The following is a 17,574-nucleotide window of genomic DNA, read 5'->3' as shown; positions in this document are numbered from 1 at the left end:
TTTTCTAAGTTAGATTGTTTCGCTATAGCCGCTACGTTTACCTATCTATTGTGCTTGTGACTGATTGAGTGCCTGAATCGCAAAACTACCCAGCCAGTGCCCGCCTTCATAGCTATCGCCGATTAAATTAGGGTATGAATGAGCAAAATGCTTATCAGCTAATGCCCGCAAATGAGCGTACTGTGGATAAGCATTGGCGAGCGCATACAAGTTCCAAGCGCGGCTGAAGTTCAGACCATCAAGATGAACCAACTTGCCATCGCTGCGATCACTAACTTGACCGACTTCAAGCTGATAATTTTTATCAGCAAGTTGCGGCATAAACTCAGCTAACCACACGAGAAACTCTTTTTGGGGTAGCACGCGCTGCATCAGACCAATTTCTTCTAAACATGGCGAAATGAAGTCATACCCGCTCGGCTCCCAGCTGATTGGGCAATTTTTATCAGTAAGAAAATAAGCTTTTGCTCGGGCTTCGATGAGTTGCTCAAGTTCGGTCAAATCGTGATTGACTGCGTAGTCATAAGCAAAACTCAATCCGAAAGCTGTATTCGTGTGTTCACCAACACGCACTGGGTAAACCAGTTGTGGTAGAAATTCCATGTAACGCTGCACAATCACATCAACCAGCGGTTGCAGGTTTGCTGAAAGCTCTGCCGCCATTGGATCATCCCAAGCGTTCAACTCATCCGCTAATTTAAGTAACCAGGCCCAGCCATAGGTGCGTTCAAAGGCCTTATTGATGTCTTTGGCGAAAAATTCCGCTTCGCGCAGGCCATTTTCTTTGGTGAGATTGCGCGTTAATACTTCGCGAGCTTGCGTTGCATGCGCCATATCTGGAAATTGACGGAGTAAGGTTACCAACGACCAATAACCGTGGGCTGCGCTGTGCCAATCAAAGCAACCATAAAATATTGGATGATGTTGTGAAGGTTCTTTTAGATCTTCCGCGCTACCGAGCACAATCCCAGTTTTGTATGGATAAGGTGTTTCAACACAGTGCAGTGGCAACGTGATTAACTTGTCCGCCTCAGTGAGTGTTAATTCATGCGAACTCTCGGTGCTGGCTTGAGCTTGTCCAAGCAACCCAAAAGAGAGAAAAACTGCAACGCTCGTTAATTTTTTCATTGTTCTGCCTTCTTAACTTCAGAAATCATTTCCCGAAAAATTATCTTACTCCAAAACATCACCTGCTCTGAGTCATAATCGGAATCACTCGAGTCATACATGACAATTAACGGATGTCCCGACTCACAGTAATCAGTCGGCTCAATTCCGCCCCATGTTAACCCTAGCCCCTTTACGCTGCTAATCGACGAAAGCCCTAGCCGATGACCAACATGTTCGGTAAATCCTGCATGAAAAATATTACTACCAACTTGCTGGGCCTGTTCACGCGATTCAAAACATTCAAAATGACTGAATTGCGGCGTTGTCGCACAAGCCGATAGGCCAAGAACCAATGCTGATAGGTAATATTTCAATTCAATACCTCGAGAGAGTGTGATCATTTTACCGATAGTCAGAGTGACATAATGCCCTGCCTTATAGGTAATGAAAACCTCTTCATTCTGCTTTGCTGAGAATGGGCTATAGTTGAACTGTTATTCCAAAACCATGATGACGAGGCCTTGATTATGTGGCTACGATTGACCCTTTTGGGAATGCTAACGTTCGCAACTTTTTCGGTGCTAGCGGCTTCGTCGCAAGAACAAAGCAATCGCACTGGCGAACCACCACCTATCATCAATGCGCATTTGCATGCGACAAATGAGAGAGGGATTACGGTTGATTCTGTTTTAGCAGAAATGGATGAACACAATGTTCAATTTGCAGTCCTCTCGGGTGCAGATAACGAGCTCGCCTATGCATGGCAACAAAAAGCACCGTCGCGATTCCGAGTGGGCGCATCTTTTCCCTGTACCGACGGTGTTTATCCACGAATGTATCCATGCTTTGCTGACAATAACGGTTGGCCGGATATCAACTGGTTAGAAGAGCAATTTACTAGTGGCCGTATGACAGTTATGGGAGAGTTGCTCTACGTTTATTACGGCATGGCACCAACCGATGAACAGCTTCAACCATACTTTGCTCTTGCCGAAAAAATGGCGATTCCCGTGGGAATTCATGCGGCAGATGGCCCACCTCCCAGAGAGCGCCCAGAAGGATGTTGCCCTAATTTCAGTGCCGAGTTAGGTAATCCGCTTTTACTAAAACCTGTACTCGAGCAACATCCTCAATTGAAGATCTGGCTAATGCATGCGGGCGAAGTTCGTTTTCACAAAGAAGCTATCGAGTTAATGCAAGAATTTCCAAACGTCTACGCGGACATGTCAATTCTCAATAGTGTGATGCCGGTCGCACTTCACCGTAGGCTCCTCAAGAGCTTTATTGATGCAGGGTTAGAAGATCGATTATTGCTGGGAACGGATAACATGCCATTGACAGCTATACGTGACCGACTAGAAAGCTTTGAGTTTTTATCCGAGCGACAAAGAAGGAAGATCACGTACGAAAATGCGGCAAGATTCTTCAATTAAGAAATCAATTGCCGCACTCATATTTATGGCATTAATCAACAGCTAGCTGGCGCAAATAGTCGTCATAAGTGCCTGAGAAGTCTCGCATGCCGCTCTCGGTCAATTCGATGATGCGCGTGGCGAGCGATGACACAAATTCACGGTCGTGACTCACGAACAGTAACGTACCGTCGTAATGCTCAAGCGCGAGGTTCAACGCTTCAATCGATTCCATATCTAAGTGGTTGGTCGGCTCATCCATAATCAAAATGTTCGGACGCTGCATAATCAGCTTTCCGAAAATCATGCGGCCCTTTTCGCCACCCGACAAAATTGTGACCGGCTTTTTAATGTCGTCCTGAGAAAACAACATACGGCCAAGCACGCCACGCACAGCTTGTTCATCATGGTGCGGCTGCTTCCACTGACTCATCCAGTCAAATACAGTGATTTTTTCTTTAAACCAATCGGCATGGTCCTGTGCGTAATAACCAATATTGACGTTTTCAGACCATTTGATCATGCCACTATCAACTGGATGTTGCCCAACCAAGCATTTGAGCAACGTGGTTTTGCCGATACCATTGGCACCGAGTATCGCGACTTTCTCGCCGACTTCAATCATGGCGCTCAACTTACGAAGCACCTGTAGTTCGTCGAATGATTTGCTTACGCCTTCCATTTCAAGCGCTAATCGATAGAGCTTCTTTTCTTGTTCGAAGCGAATAAATGGACTAACTCGGCTTGAAGCTTTTACTTCGGCAAGCTGGATTTTTTCAATTTGCTTTGCACGTGACGTGGCTTGCTTTGCCTTCGAGGCGTTTGCCGAGAAGCGACTCACAAATTGTTGTAATTCGGCAATCTTCTCTTTCTTTTTCGCATTATCATTGAGCAATTGCTCACGCGCTTGCGTCGCAGCAAACATGTATTGGTCGTAATTGCCGGGATAAACGCGTAATTCGCCATAATCAATATCCGCCATATGCGTACACACACTGTTTAAGAAATGACGGTCGTGCGAAATAATGATCATGGTAGCTTGGCGATCGTTCAGAATGTTTTCCAGCCAACGAATGGTGTTGATATCCAAGTTGTTGGTTGGTTCGTCAAGCAACATGATGTCTGGGTCAGAGAACAACACTTGCGCCAATAGCACACGTAACTTTAAGCCCGGCGCAATCTCGCTCATTAATCCGAAGTGAGATTCCAACGGAATGCCAACGCCTAATAAAAGTTCACCTGCACGTGACTCAGCGGTGTAACCATCCATTTCAGCAAAGGCAACCTCAAGGTCAGCCACCCGCATGCCGTCTTCTTCGCTCATTTCGGCCATGCCATAAATGCGATCGCGTTCGGCTTTTACTTGCCATAATTCTTCATGGCCCATAATCACCGTATCAATGACACTGTATTGCTCGTAGGCAAACTGATCTTGGCGCAATTTACCCACGCGCATATTTGGTTCAATAGAAACGTTTCCGGCTGATGGCTCTTGCTCGCCACTAAGGATACGCATGAACGTTGACTTGCCGCAGCCGTTTGCGCCAATCAAACCATAGCGATTACCTTCGCCAAACTTAACAGAAATGTTTTCAAAAAGAGGTTTTGCACCAAATTGCATGGTGATATTTGCAGCAGAAATCACGTTTAAACACCCGAACAAAAAATAGGCGCGTAATCTACGTGGTTTGGACGAAAAACACAAAGGAAGTTTGCGGTTTCAGCAAATAAAATTAGCGCTTATACTGCGTTTCCGAATTTAGATGAATGTCGCTGAATAATTTCTAGCACCTCATCGTCTCTTACTTGCGAGAAATCCTGATACCAATAACCGATAGCAGCAAACGGATACGGTTTCGCCAAACAGACCAACCTATCAATATCGCTTCGTATTTCCAGCGCGGTTTCGCGGGCGGCAACGGGAACTGCCACCACGATAGTGCCGGCTTCATCTCGTTTAAGCACTTTAATCGCTGCCTTCATTGTTGCTCCTGTCGCCAGCCCATCATCAACTAAAATGACAGTTTTTCCCGTAACTTTGGGTAATGGAGTTCCCGAGCGATAGAGTTGTTGACGGCGCTCTAGTTCTTGGCGCTCACGTTGTTCGATACGGGCGATCTCGCGCGTATCAATCGCCAAAGTTTCCACTATCTCATTGTTAAGTACACGAACACCGTTCTCTGAAATTGCGCCCATCGCTACCTCGGGTTGACCAGGAACACCCAATTTTCGAACAAGTAAAACGGAAAGCGGCACGCCGAGCCGCTGCGCAATTGGCTCTGCCACTGGAACACCGCCGCGCGGCAGTGCCAAGACAAGAACATTGGTGAGACTGGTCATCGATGCTAATTCGCTTGCCAGTTGTTCTCCGGCTTCTCGACGATTTTTAAATGGTAACTTCATTCGGTTTTGTCGTTCCCTAAAAACGGCAATATGCTTAATATGACAATAGTTCATCGATGTCCCGTTTTGGAAACAAATGCATGAAATTTTCTCTATCACACATTTCTGCCGGCGCTACGGCCGTATTTGTTGGTTATAGCAGTGCCGTGGTACTGATACTTGAAGCGGTGAAAACGCTCAATGGTTCGCCTGCGGTGCAAAGTTCGTGGCTACTTGCACTTGGTCTCGCTATGGGCATGACCAGTATTGTTTTGTCGTTGCGTTATAAAGCTCCCATATTTACGGCTTGGTCAACACCCGGCGTTGCGTTACTCATTGTGGCACTCGAGGGCGTATCACTATCTCAGGCTGTTGGTATTTTTATTTTCTCGTCTGCGCTTATTGTTCTGTTTGGTTTAATCGGCATTTCAGATCGCCTGATAAAGTACATTCCGGTATCGGTAGCCGCGGCGATTCTCGCCGGTATTTTGTTGAAATTTGTATTGGCGGTCATGCCGGCAGTTTATGAGCAACCGATTATCGCTGGTTCGCTTGTGATTGCATTCTTTGTGTTGCGTTATTTCACCCCACAGTTTGTATTTTTCTGGGTTCTCTTGCTGGCGATCGGTTTACCAGCCTTCATGCAAGATCTTAATTTCTCCCAATTAACATTTTCAATGCCGGCATGGGTTTGGGTTTGGCCTGAGTTTGATTTGTCATTAATGATTGGGGTTGGTATTCCATTATTTGTTGTGACAATGGTGTCGCAGAACCTACCAGGCATAATGATGCTGCGTAGCAATGGTTATACACCCCCATGTCGCCACTTCTTACAACAACCGGTTTAGCTGGTTTAATTCTTGCGCCGTTGGGAGCTTTTGCAATAAACCTCGCAGCAATTACAGCCGCTATTTGCCAATCGTCAGACGCTGATCCAGATAGCTCTCAGCGTTACAAAGCAGCCGTAGCCGGCGGTATATTTTATCTCCTTGCTGGTTTAGCAAGTTCGGCAATTGTTGGGTTGTTTCTAATGTTACCTGCCGCCGTTACTGCCACCATCGCCGGCCTAGCGTTATTACCGGTGCTAAGTACGAACATGTTTAAAGCTTTTAGCGACGCTAATAATCAACTTCCGCCCATTTTGGCTTTCTTAACCACCGCATCCGGGACACATTTTTTCGGAATTAATAGTTCATTCTGGGGGTTACTGATTGGCATTGTGGCGTACTACCTTGCGCAGCACTTTAAATCGAAGCAGGCGGGAAAATAGACCATCAAAAAACCCCAATAACTTTGCAATTATTGGGGTTTTAAAGTCACCGAAAATAAAATTTACTTCTCTTCTTTTAAGTAGGTATCGAGCCAGCGTGTTTGCTCCCACAACATGTGCAGAATTGATTCACGTGCACGATAACCATGAGACTCATGCGGTAACATGACCAAGCGCGAACTGCCACCTAAGCCTTTAATGGCTTGATACAGACGCTCAGACTGCATCGGGAAAGTACCTGAGTTGTTATCGTTAGAACCATGAATCATCAACAATGGCTCGTTGATTTTATGCGCATGGAAAAACGGTGACATGCGAATGTACAAATCAGGGTCATCCCAAACAGTACGTTCTTCACGCTGGAAGCCAAATGGCGTCAAACTGCGGTTGTACGCGCCACTTCGAGCGATACCGGTGGTGAACAAATCACTGTGCGCCAGCATGTTTGCTGTCATAAAGGCGCCGTAGGAGTGCCCGCCAAGTGCTACACGTTCTGGATCGGTCACACCGCGCTCAACACCCGCTTGAATCGCCGCTTTACCGTTCATCACCAATTGCTCAATGAAGGTGTCATTCGGTTGTTTATCACCCTCCCCAACAATTGGCATGGTGGCGCTATCAAGCACCGCATAGCCTTGCGTCGCGAGGTATTGCGGACCCCAATAACTAATGCGAACGAATTCATATGGCGAACCCGAAACTTGCGCTGCGGCAGCTGAACTCTTGTATTCGCGTGGATAAGCCCAAACCATAGTCGGCAATGGACCATCGCGGTCTTTGTCATAACCAGCGGGTAAATACAGCTCCGCAGACATTGGCAAGCCATCTTCACGCTTATAAGTAATCAGTTCGCGCGTAATGCCTAATGTATGTGGCATAGGGTGCGGCGTTTCTGTCAAAGCGCGAAGTTTGTTGTCATCGAGATCGCGAACATAGAAGTCTGCAGGATCATCGACACCTTCACGTTGCGTCAAGAAGGTAAGCTCTTCGGCATCAATGATGTCACGCGGCTGCTCAAAATATGGTGCTTCACTGCGCCACAAACGCTCGCTCTCGCCGGTCGCAAGGCTGTAGCTGTCCACAAATGGACGGTCGCCTTCGTCGGAAGCGCCAGCACCTCTTAGCAACATATTGTCGCCATCAACATACAGTAACGTTCGACCATCTTGTTGCACGGTGAACGGTTGACCTGGATCGTTATAGCGATCTTCCCACGAGCGTTCCCAAACAAGTTTCGGCTCGGCTGCGCCTGTACCATCCACCAACCAGAGCTTCTCATCGCGGTCCGCCCACCAACGTTCCCACACCAACATGGTGTCAGCATCAGCAGCCAATAAACGCGAGTATCGCTTGCTTAAATCGAGTAGTTTTTGCGGCTCTTCGTTAAACGGCGCTGCTTGTTGATACACGCGGTCACGAATTTCAGTTTTAACAGCTGGGTCGCCTTGGTCGGCGGCTTCTGCCCAAACTAAGGTGGCATCCGCGTCGTTACGCCAGCTAATCGAGCGGCGTCCTTGTTCAACCGCGTCAAAAGCGATCGGTAAGTTATCGGCCAACGGTTGCTCAGCAACGGTATAAACCGCTTTGCCACTCGTATTCCAGACTTTTGTTGTGACTGGGAAGCGGTACCAAGGCACGGCATAAGAGTATGGGCGTTCAATATTCGCAACTAGCAAGAACTCGTCGTTTGGCGAGGTGCTTACGCTACGATAAATAGCCGGCTCACCGACTTCTTTCGTACGACCATTCACGCCAACAAAACTGATTTGGCTGGTGAAATAATAATCAAAGAGCAACTCATCTTGTTTATTCTGCAGCAAATCTTGATAGGTACGACCAGGAGCGTTACGCCCCATACTCTCAGTGATGACTGGGCCGGTCGGTACTGTCTTCAGCGCTGGTTTCTTCATCCCACTTGCTACGGTGTAGGTATACAATCCTGCACTATCATGGCGCCACTCTAGCATCGGCCCCCAAACGGCATTCAAGGACTGCTTGGTTAAACGCTTCGCTCGAGTTTTTTCAATATCGACAAGCCAAAGTTCAACGTTTTCAGCTGTCATTTGTGCAAACGCGACATAGTCGCCATTAGGCGCCCAACTGGCGCCAATAATTTTCAATTCTTCAGGTAACCCTTTAATGCGCAGACTCTCGCCTGAATCGACATCAACGAACCCTAACGAGCTTATGTATCGAGCTTGGCTAACTGTATAGTTGGCCGGATTGATGCGACGTCCGGCCAGTTTCAGCTCGTCAGCGGCAACGTCCGCAATAGTTGGCAGCGACGGATAGTTCATCACCATCAGCAAATCACCATTTGGACTCAAACTACCGCCAGGTGACGGAGCAGCATCAACAATATCAATTAGCCCCTGACTTGGCTGCTGGTAATCAATTTTAACTGGATTAGCATTAATCGGTGCTGAGCTTAACAAAAACGAGCCAAGCCCCAGCGCTAATACCAATGCATTCAATGCGGAAGGTTTGTTCATAAACAATGCCTTTTTGTTGTCTTTAGTTGTTGTTATCAAGTTAACACAATTTTACAACTGGCCGTTTTCCTCGAACGCAAACATCATGTGATTCAACGCATTATTACTAACTAATTTTGTTTTCGAGAGGGAAGTTCGACAGTCTCACAATCACTAACTATACTTCGTTCACTATTGGTACAGCGAGTTGTATCGAGGAGGTCAATCATGAGCTCTCACTTTCCCAAAGATCCGCAAAAAACGCTTGGTCAACGAGGCGTTTGGCAACCCAAATTATCGCCACACAAATTAAAGAGTCCGTCGGTTTGTTCACAGTGTGGTGTGGTGTATCAAAACTCTCGTTGGCAGTGGCTCGAGCGGCCAGAACCTGATGCCGCAGAGGTAATCTGCCCGGCATGCGAATTAATTCAAAATGGGCAGTCAAACGGTCGCTTGAAGCTTGCCGGTGATTTTTTTCAAGCGCACCGAGATGAAGTGCTCGGGCTTGTTCGACACGTCATCGAAGTCGAAACCAAACAACACCCTCTGAACCGACTTATTGATCTGCACTCTGATGCTGATGAAACAGTGCTTACTTTCACGGATGGTCACCATCCAAAGCGAATTGGTCATGCGCTAGAACAAGCCTATGATGGAAAGTTTGAAATTAGCTATAACGAAGATTACTGTGAAGCCTCGTGGCGGCGCTAACTTGATATGGCTCATATGTCATCGCGATCAAAGTGATCGTTTTTATCACGATATCGCTATTACTTGGTGATCGTCGTATGTTGTAGTTCATCTTTCATCAAATTGTTGTGGAGCTTTTTACAATGAAGCAACCGGTTCAAACTAAAATTGGCAAGCGCATTGCGCTAATTGCGGCAGCAGGCATTGCTGGTGTTACCTTATTTTCAGCTGTTGCCGGTGGCACGCAAAAAGAGGTGACAACAGCGCAGCGTGCGGCACAGAGCTTTGCTACAACGGATAAAGAATGTTTAGCAACGTTCGACCACAGTATGCGAGCGTTACACTCGAAAGATAATCACAACTTATGCGAGCTAACAAAGAATCGCGTCGTGATGGTGGTAAATACGGCAAGCAAATGCGGCTACACAGGCCAGTTCGAAGGGCTTGAGGAGCTCTATCAAGCCTACAAAGACGAAGACTTCGTTATTTTAGGTTTCCCTTCCGACTCATTTCGCCAAGAGCATAACGAAGAGGAAGAGACAGCAACGGTTTGTTTCGTTAATTTTGGCGTCACGTTTCCAATGATGGCAACAACATCGGTAAAAGGCGACGAAGCAAATACAATTTTCAAAGCACTGACTCAAGCTACCGAGCAAGCCCCTGGCTGGAACTTCCATAAATACATTGTTTCGGCAGATGGAAAACAGGTAACGAGTTTTCCAAGCAAAGTAGAACCCATGGATAAACGTATCACTGAGGTGATTGATCGCTACTTAAGTTCAGCTGAATAGGCCTTTGGCAAACGACTCTTATATTGCGCTCATCCCGGTTTGTGGTCATTATCTTAATAACCACAAACCAAAGGATGAGGACTTTGTGTCAAAGCCAGTCATTGTAATACCTGCATACAATCCAAATAACGAACTACTGCACTTAATTGAAGCGTTGCAGGAATTTCGCCAACACTATGACAGTATTGTCGTCATCAATGACGGTAGCGCCAGCGCTGATGTTTTTTCCCGATTACCGCAAATTGATAATTTGCATGTACTCACCCATGACGATAATCGTGGCAAAGGTGCCGCGCTGAAATCTGGTTTTCAGTGGATACTCGATAATAAACCCAACAGTCTCGGCGCGATAACTGCCGATGCAGATGGCCAGCATTTACCGACAGATATTATTCGGGTTCTGGATCAATTTCGCCAGAACCCTCAGGAACTCTGGCTTGGTAGCCGAAATTTCAAACGCCGAGGTATTCCGTTTCGTTCATGGCTTGGCAATACGTTTGCTCGTTACACCTTTCGTCTGGGCTTGCGTATTCATATCCCTGACACCCAAACCGGATTACGTGGCATTCCAATCAAGTTGCTCAATGCATTGGTTCACACGCCAAGCGATCACTATGAGTTTGAACTTGATATGCTGATTTTAGCTAAGCAGGAAGAGGTTCCATTTCGCTCGATTGAGATCACGACCGTTTATGAACAAGGTAACGCCAGCAGTCACTTTCGCCCATTGCAAGACTCCATCCTTATTTATAAAAAATTCCTGAAGTTTTCTGGTGTCGGTATTGCATCGGCAGCACTAGATTATGGTTTATTCGCTCTCGTTTATGGATTGACTGGAGAAATTCTATTCGCAATTGCCTCCGCAAGACTTGTTTCCGGCATTTTTAACTTCACACTCAACCGACAATGGGTATTTGGTAAAGGCCGTTCGCTCGCCACTGATGCGTTGAAATACACCACACTCGCTATTGTGCTTGTCTTCGCAAATTATCTATTTACGAAAACCCTTTACGCTGTTGGATTATCCCCATTTATTGGGAAACCTGTTGCAGAAATCATTGTTTTTCTGCTGAGTTATCGCTTTCAGAAAAAGTTAGTGTTTCGCCGTAGTGTGTAATCTGGCTCTGAACATATCTTTTATCCCAAATATCGCCTATAACATATAACACTGCCGCAACAATGGGTTACGGCTATTTACAGTGAGATGACGCTTATGTTGAATGAATTCAAAAAATTTGCCATGAAAGGTAATGTTGTCGATATGGCTGTAGGTATTATTATTGGCGGAGCTTTTAGTACAATCGTGAAAAGCTTTGTTTCAGACATTATTATGCCACCGATTGGCTTGTTGCTCGGTGGTGTCGACTTCACCGATATGTTTGTTGTCTTACGCGAAGGTGTCGAGAATGCGGGCCCTTATGTGGCGCTTGCTGATGCCCAAGCTGCCGGTGCGGTAACAATAAATTATGGTTTATTTATTACCAACACCATTAGCTTTTTGATAGTAGCATTTGCTGTGTTCTTCCTTGTGAAAGGCATGAACACGCTACGCACGAAAGAAGAGGCTGCGCCGGTCACTACAAAAACCTGTGAATTTTGTGCAACAAGCATTCCGTTAGCGGCAAAACGCTGCCCTGCTTGTACATCGGAGTTATCTTCGTAACCAATTTTGATTACCTATAGGTTGTATCCATGACTGATGTTGTGCCGTGGCTTGAAACTGAACAAACGCCCTTTTTATTGATCGACCAGCAACGTTTCCTTCGTAATGCTGAGCGATTACAACAACGTATTTCGGCGCTTGAGTGTCAGCTACGGCCGCATCTCAAAACCTTACGCTCGATAGATGCAGCGGGCTATTTATTACCAGATTTATCCTCACCGGCAACGGTATCGACCTTAGCAGAAGCCGAGGCTTTTGCCGATGCGGGTTATAGCAACTTACTATACGCCGTAGGTATCAGTGCGAATAAACTCAGCCGAGTTCGAGCGCTGCTTGAACGTGGCGTTCAGTTACATATATTGCTTGATAGCATTACGCAAGCCGAAGCGGTCGTCGATTACGGTCGAAACCATGGTGTTTCATTTTCTGTGTTCATTGAAATTGATTGCGACGACCATCGCGGTGGGTTGCCTCCGCACAGCGCACTCATCGGTCGTATAGCCCAATTACTTCACGATAATGGCATGATTGTTACCGGTGTTATGTCGCATTCGGGCGGCTCGTATTCTGCAACAACAACGGCAGAGATTGCGCAAGCCGCAGCACAAGAATGCGCGGCAATTCGTCTAGCAGCAGAACAAATTCATGAGCTTGGCATTGATTGCCCGATTCTCAGCGTCGGTTCGACACCAACAGCGCATTTTGCCGAAGATCTAAGCAACATCACCGAAGTTCGCGCTGGGGTGTATACCACATTTGATTTGGTTATGTATAACCTCGGCGTCTGCACTCTCAGCGATATCGCCATGTCGGTTGTAACGACGATCATTGGCCATAACGCAGAAAAAAACTGGGTATTGGTCGATGCCGGTTGGATGGCTCTGTCACGCGACCGTGGCACGGCATCGCAAAACCAAGATTTTGGTTACGGCCTTGTCTGCGACAGCAACGGCGTTCCGCTAGACAATGTTTGCGTCACCAAAGTTAATCAAGAACATGGGGTTATTGCGCTACCAGATAGTCGCACCGTGCAAGACTTCCCTATTGGTACCCAGCTACGTGTATTGCCAAACCACGCGTGTGCGACTGCAGCCATGCACCAACATTACGTGGTGGAAACCACGCAACATCAACGCGAAATTTGGCCGCGCATTTTAGGTTGGTGATAACGGTAAGTGACCGGTTTTTACGTAGATGATTGTTTCCTGCTCAACGAATGGCGTATGCATACTTAGGTGTGGACTGCGTATCCATGTTCCAGTTGGGTAGCGCCCGTTCTCATCAATAAACTCGCCGCTTAGCACCAAGATTTCCTCGCCGCCGAAATGCCGATGTGGTTTGAATACTTCGCCGGCTGGCCATTTCACCAACGCGCAATGTTCAGTTTCATGACTATGTAGTGGCATCACCTCTAAATTTCCCTGACCAGGTAGCCAAGGCGTATTTTTGGTATCAATACGCACCACATTACGGTCAGTATCAGAAAATTGGTGGAGCTTGACGAATAATGTACAACCTTGCTCACTAAATGGGGCATGCGATGAGCCCGGTGGGTTGCGAATATAGGTACCGGCTGGGTAGTCGCCATGCTCATCGGAAAAGACGCCATCGAGTACAAAAATCTCTTCGCCCAACGGATGTTGATGGGTTTGAAAGGAAGCGCCGGGCTCATACTTTACAATACTGGTTGCGCGGCCACGTTCTGCTTCTTCGCGTTCAAGTGGCTTGCGCAATACACCTCCAGCTGGGCTTTTGACCCAATCAAGCTCAGCGCTTCGAATCACAACACGTTGTGAGAAATCCATATTAAACATGGAACTACTTTCTCCTTGAAACAGCTTATTTTACTGAACAGGTATTGATACCCAATACTTTGTACAATCCACAAAAACGAAAGATACCCGTTGCAAGTACGACTGCACCAAGAATCCACCACAGATTTCCCGCAGAAACGCTCCATGCAATCAGTGCAATTCCAATGATAATTCGAATAATCCGATCCGGTGTTCCGACGTTGACCATAAAGCCTCCGATGTTTTTTAGTTATTACTAAAGAAAGTAGTCAATAGATCGCTCAAATGAAAGAAAATGTGAATAGCAACCCTGTACCAGAAATGGCAGAATCAAGCTAATTAAACAAGGTACTTTCACTACTGGGAATACAAAAATGCGTTTTTTAGTCTTATTAGCAGCCTGTTTATCCTTTGCTTTTTATCTTTATACCCCGGTGAGTTTTGCGACTGCCCCCACGGAATCAACAACAATTCTCCCGATGTTTCAATTTGAAGAACAAGCTTCTGACTTACAGTATATAAAAATAGCCCAAAGAAAAGCTGTCGAAGAAAATAAGTATTTGCTGGTGATTCTTGGTGCTACGTGGTGCAGTGATAGCAAAGTAATCGCTGATCAATTCTCGCAACCTGATTTCTATGAGCAAATTAGCCAGCACTACGAAGTAGTGACAGTAAACGTGGGTTACCTAGAGAGCGGTTATGATATTGCTCGCTTCTTTGGACTACCAACCTATTATGGAACGCCCACGGTATTAATAGTAGAACCCAGCAGTAGCACTATTACAAATCGCATCGACTTTTACGAATGGATGAATGCGCGTTCAAAATCACAAGAAGATTTCCATAGCTACTTCCTGCAACAGAAGTATCCTAAAACCGAACAACTCTCTTTGTCACTTGAAGTAAAGAAAGAAATTGAAATATACGAAACGCTTCATGCACAGCGCATCAATGCTGGTTATATTGTAGCTGGAGAGTTATTAAAAGCTTACAAAGAAAGTGGACAGCCTGCGTCAAAAAAATTCACAGAAGTGTGGATTGAACTCGCAAAATATCGCAATGCCGTAGCGAAGGCAGTGGGTGACGCATTACGCACTGGTAACACAGCTCAATTACCCCAATTTGAGAATTCGTTCTCATGGGAAAATCAGTAAATTAATTGATGAAAATTTGATTAATCTCCATGTAATTTTTATATTTCGTATTATACTAAAATAAAACAACACGGAGATTCCTGATGAAAGCCTTAACAGCATCTGTAATAGTTTTTTCTACTATTTGTTTAACCGCAACGCATGCGCAAGCAGAGGTTCGAAATGAACCGATTAAGGTGATTGAACCATATGTAAGTGAGTCACCAGAAAAAGTCGAGTTGGGTAAACAACTATTTTTTGACCCACGTTTATCCATGTCTGGCATTATTTCTTGCAATACTTGTCATAATCTTTCATATAGTGGAACAGATAATTTAAAGACCTCGATTGGTCACAAGTGGCAAGCCGGCCCGGTCAACTCCCCAACAGTTTTTAACTCCAGCCTACAAATCGCGCAGTTTTGGGATGGGCGTGCATTAGATTTGAAAGAGCAAGCTGCAGGGCCAATTGCTGCAAATGTTGAAATGGCGATGCCGCATACGCTAGCCGTTGATGTTATTCAGTCGATTCCCGGCTATCGCTCACAAGTGGAGGCTGTCTATGGTACAAACCAAGTGACGCTTGATCATATTACAGATGCCATAGCTGAATTTGAAAAGACGCTAGTTACGCCAAATGCACCATTTGATCGATGGCTCCAAGGTGACGATAACGCCATTACTGAGCAGCAACTTGCGGGTTACCAGCTATTCAAACAAGCGGGATGTGTTGCATGCCACTATGGCGAAGCTCTAGGCGGTAAATCATTTATGAAAATGGGATTAGTACAACCTTATGAGTCAGATTCCCCCTCGCAAGGTCGTTATGACGTGACCGGCAAAGAAATAGATCGCTTTATGTTTAAAGTGCCGACTTTAAGGAATGTTGCTATCACTTACCCATACTTTCACGATGGCGCCGCAAACACTCTGGAAGAAGCAACTCAAATTATGGGGCAACTTCAATTAGGTCGCAATTTTACCAAAGATGAATTGGCAAATTTAGTTGCATTTATGGAATCTCTCACAGGTGAGCGCCCAAAAATATCATTGCCCCTGTTGCCACCTTCTGGCGAGAATACACCGCGGCCGAACCCGTTCCAGTAAAATTTTTGAATTTAATAATTTTTGGTCTTGTGACTTTAATGAACATGCCATAAGCAGAATAGCGATTATTAAAAAATGGAATCATTCACTTGAAACACGGTCATAACAGATAACATGGGCGTCAGTTAGGTGAAGGATTCTAAGATGCGTTTGATTTATGCATTATCAGCGCTTGGTAGCATCATTGTTTTAACAGGTTGTGATAACGCACCGCAATCGACCACAGTTGAGTACGGTTGCGGTGCACTTGACGTAGAAGCAACCTTTTCAAATCAAAACGTCGAACTTCGGTTTGGCGATCAACGTGTTGCGCTCGATGCCAAAACGAGTGCATCTGGCGCGCTATACGTTAACCAACAACAAGAGCTTGAGTTTTGGAATAAAGGCTCACAAGCACAGTTAACCATCGCTGGGCAGCCTTATCCGCTGTGTATCGACAAAGCAAGCCTTCCGCAACAATTTAGTGCGCGCGGCAACGAGCCCTTCTGGCTTGTGCACGTCAATAATGGTAGCGCATCGCTACGTCAGCCTACTGGGGATCGTGATTACCCGAAAATAGAAACGTCTCGACTGAACGATACCTCTCGAAATACTTGGGAAATAAAACTACGTACTGACGAAGTACTGCAAATTTCAGACGCTATCTGTCGCGACTCCATGTCCGGCATGCCTTATCCATACACAGCAAAATTAACCCGTGATGATACATCGTTCAGTGGCTGTGCGGGTGAGCCACAACGACTCCTTTCGGGGGCATCGTGGCAGTTACACGCTAGTGAGCTCGATAAGCCGCCGACCATTCAGTTTATGAGTGACAATTCGGTATTTGGTTACAGTGGCTGCAATCGTTTTCAAGGTAACTTTCAATTAAGTGGTGAGGGGCTCAGCTTTAATCCGTTAGCCGCTACGAAAATGATGTGCTCTCAGGAACAGATGTCAGCCGAGCAAGCGCTATTTGAAGCGCTTGATCAAGTGACCGGTTTCGAAGTGGGTGACAATGGCAACACGTTGCAATTGCGCAACAACAATGAAACGTTGCTGCGCTTCGTTAAAGCATCTTAAGCGACTTGCTCGTCATAGTGACTAAGAAGCAACTGCTGAGCTTGTTGTAATGGTTGAGGCGCATTAATAATTGCTTCTTCGTGCGCCTCAAGCAACTCCATCATCACTTCGTTATCTTCACGACCTTGCCACATTTTAATGTAAGTACCCTGCTTATATCCGCGTTGTTGACGTAAGTTATTCAGGGCATTTTTACCAATATAGGTCAGGTAAACTGTGTTCGCATCACCATAAGCATCAATGAGCGCGGCAAATAACGTCGCGAAAAAAGCACTTCCGCACTGTAACGCTTTGGTCGCATCGCCATCTTTCGCAAGGGCGACGACGATTTCTTTACCATCGTTAATGGTTGCCCCGCCAGTGGCGCCTTGAAGAACCAGTGCAGCAACTTCTTCTGCCGCCTGTTCATGATTCAAGCCTCGCGCACAGGCATTTTCGACCGCATCAGATATGGCGAAATGCAGGATATCGATGAGCTCCATATTGGCTTGCGCCCAATCGGCTGATTGCTTCTTCCACCATTTGTACGCTGTATGCTCAAAATACTCGCCGAGTTCGACCAATATTGCTTTCACGTCGTCGCGTTTTACTTGCGGATTTTCCGGATAAGACGGATCGATGACTTGGTTAAATGCAATTTGCATTTCAACCAATTGCTTTGCTTGTTCTGGAGTCATGGCGCTCTCGTTAA

General features: G+C 46.1%; 17 protein-coding genes and 1 pseudogene. 10 read left to right on the top strand and 8 right to left on the bottom strand.

What is annotated here, in order from left to right; all coding sequences use genetic code 11:
- Positions 1-45: 45 nt before the first annotated feature.
- Together CWI82_RS00990 and CWI82_RS00985 are read right to left on the bottom strand one after the other, a co-directional pair.
- Positions 46-1,128, bottom strand: a complete 1,083-nt coding sequence (locus tag CWI82_RS00990) for a DUF2891 domain-containing protein (protein ID WP_130202366.1) — start codon at positions 1,126-1,128, stop codon at positions 46-48.
- Positions 1,125-1,484, bottom strand: a complete 360-nt coding sequence (locus CWI82_RS00985; RefSeq protein WP_130202365.1) for a hypothetical protein — start codon at positions 1,482-1,484, stop codon at positions 1,125-1,127. Before CWI82_RS00985 ends, CWI82_RS00990 begins: the two co-directional genes overlap by 4 nt.
- A gap of 153 nt (positions 1,485-1,637) precedes the next feature.
- Here CWI82_RS00985 and CWI82_RS00980 point away from each other — a divergent pair, with 153 nt between their 5' ends.
- Positions 1,638-2,543 (top strand): amidohydrolase family protein, encoded by a 906-nt coding sequence (locus tag CWI82_RS00980; RefSeq protein ID WP_130202364.1) that lies wholly within the window; start codon positions 1,638-1,640, stop codon positions 2,541-2,543.
- Between the two features lie 31 nt (positions 2,544-2,574).
- Here the strand turns inward: CWI82_RS00980 and CWI82_RS00975 are convergent, their stop codons facing one another.
- Together CWI82_RS00975 and CWI82_RS00970 are read right to left on the bottom strand one after the other, a co-directional pair.
- Positions 2,575-4,167, bottom strand: a complete 1,593-nt coding sequence (locus CWI82_RS00975; protein ID WP_130202363.1) for an ABC-F family ATPase — start codon at positions 4,165-4,167, stop codon at positions 2,575-2,577.
- Between the two features lie 95 nt (positions 4,168-4,262).
- Positions 4,263-4,925: a phosphoribosyltransferase gene (locus CWI82_RS00970; RefSeq protein WP_130202362.1), complete on the bottom strand. Its 663-nt coding sequence runs from the start codon at positions 4,923-4,925 to the stop codon at positions 4,263-4,265.
- A 56-nt stretch (positions 4,926-4,981) separates the two neighbouring features.
- On the opposite strand from CWI82_RS00970, the pseudogene CWI82_RS11540 reads away from it, so the two are divergent.
- A pseudogene (locus CWI82_RS11540) lies at positions 4,982-6,174 on the top strand (benzoate/H(+) symporter BenE family transporter).
- 62 nt (positions 6,175-6,236) lie between these two features.
- On the opposite strand, the gene CWI82_RS00960 reads toward CWI82_RS11540, so the two are convergent.
- On the bottom strand, positions 6,237-8,666 hold the full coding sequence (locus CWI82_RS00960; protein WP_126759732.1) for a S9 family peptidase: 2,430 nt from the start codon (positions 8,664-8,666) through the stop codon (positions 6,237-6,239).
- 207 nt (positions 8,667-8,873) lie between these two features.
- Here CWI82_RS00960 and CWI82_RS00955 point away from each other — a divergent pair, with 207 nt between their 5' ends.
- From CWI82_RS00955 to CWI82_RS00935, 5 genes are all read left to right on the top strand, one after another.
- Positions 8,874-9,356, top strand: a complete 483-nt coding sequence (locus CWI82_RS00955; protein WP_130202361.1) for a BCAM0308 family protein — start codon at positions 8,874-8,876, stop codon at positions 9,354-9,356.
- Between the two features lie 122 nt (positions 9,357-9,478).
- Positions 9,479-10,126, top strand: coding sequence for a glutathione peroxidase (locus CWI82_RS00950; protein ID WP_233340166.1), 648 nt, complete (start codon positions 9,479-9,481; stop codon positions 10,124-10,126).
- Between the two features lie 85 nt (positions 10,127-10,211).
- A complete protein-coding gene (locus CWI82_RS00945; protein WP_130202360.1) occupies positions 10,212-11,243 on the top strand; it encodes a bifunctional glycosyltransferase family 2/GtrA family protein in 1,032 nt (343 codons plus the stop codon).
- A gap of 96 nt (positions 11,244-11,339) precedes the next feature.
- A complete protein-coding gene (mscL, locus tag CWI82_RS00940) occupies positions 11,340-11,789 on the top strand; it encodes a large-conductance mechanosensitive channel protein MscL (RefSeq protein WP_126759735.1) in 450 nt (149 codons plus the stop codon).
- A 29-nt stretch (positions 11,790-11,818) separates the two neighbouring features.
- Positions 11,819-12,955: an alanine racemase gene (locus tag CWI82_RS00935; RefSeq protein ID WP_130202359.1), complete on the top strand. Its 1,137-nt coding sequence runs from the start codon at positions 11,819-11,821 to the stop codon at positions 12,953-12,955.
- Here CWI82_RS00935 and CWI82_RS00930 read toward each other — a convergent pair.
- Complete coding sequence (locus CWI82_RS00930) at positions 12,944-13,603, bottom strand: cupin domain-containing protein (RefSeq protein WP_130202358.1); 660 nt, start codon at positions 13,601-13,603, stop codon at positions 12,944-12,946. The genes CWI82_RS00935 and CWI82_RS00930 overlap by 12 nt on opposite strands.
- A gap of 25 nt (positions 13,604-13,628) precedes the next feature.
- Positions 13,629-13,811 (bottom strand): YgaP family membrane protein, encoded by a 183-nt coding sequence (locus CWI82_RS00925; RefSeq protein WP_126759738.1) that lies wholly within the window; start codon positions 13,809-13,811, stop codon positions 13,629-13,631.
- A gap of 145 nt (positions 13,812-13,956) precedes the next feature.
- Between CWI82_RS00925 and CWI82_RS00920 the strand changes: the two genes are divergently transcribed.
- From CWI82_RS00920 to CWI82_RS00910, 3 genes are all read left to right on the top strand, one after another.
- On the top strand, positions 13,957-14,736 hold the full coding sequence (locus CWI82_RS00920; protein ID WP_130202357.1) for a thioredoxin family protein: 780 nt from the start codon (positions 13,957-13,959) through the stop codon (positions 14,734-14,736).
- A gap of 83 nt (positions 14,737-14,819) precedes the next feature.
- Complete coding sequence (locus tag CWI82_RS00915; RefSeq protein WP_130202356.1) at positions 14,820-15,821, top strand: cytochrome-c peroxidase; 1,002 nt, start codon at positions 14,820-14,822, stop codon at positions 15,819-15,821.
- Between the two features lie 144 nt (positions 15,822-15,965).
- A complete protein-coding gene (locus CWI82_RS00910; protein WP_130202355.1) occupies positions 15,966-16,883 on the top strand; it encodes an META domain-containing protein in 918 nt (305 codons plus the stop codon).
- Here CWI82_RS00910 and CWI82_RS00905 read toward each other — a convergent pair.
- Positions 16,880-17,560: a dUTP diphosphatase gene (locus tag CWI82_RS00905; protein WP_126759741.1), complete on the bottom strand. Its 681-nt coding sequence runs from the start codon at positions 17,558-17,560 to the stop codon at positions 16,880-16,882. The genes CWI82_RS00910 and CWI82_RS00905 overlap by 4 nt on opposite strands.
- Positions 17,561-17,574 lie beyond the last annotated feature (14 nt).

Source organism: Pseudidiomarina tainanensis, from assembly GCF_004214835.1.
In the GTDB taxonomy this organism is placed as follows: domain Bacteria; phylum Pseudomonadota; class Gammaproteobacteria; order Enterobacterales; family Alteromonadaceae; genus Pseudidiomarina; species Pseudidiomarina tainanensis.
This window is presented reverse-complemented; position numbering and strand designations above follow the sequence as displayed.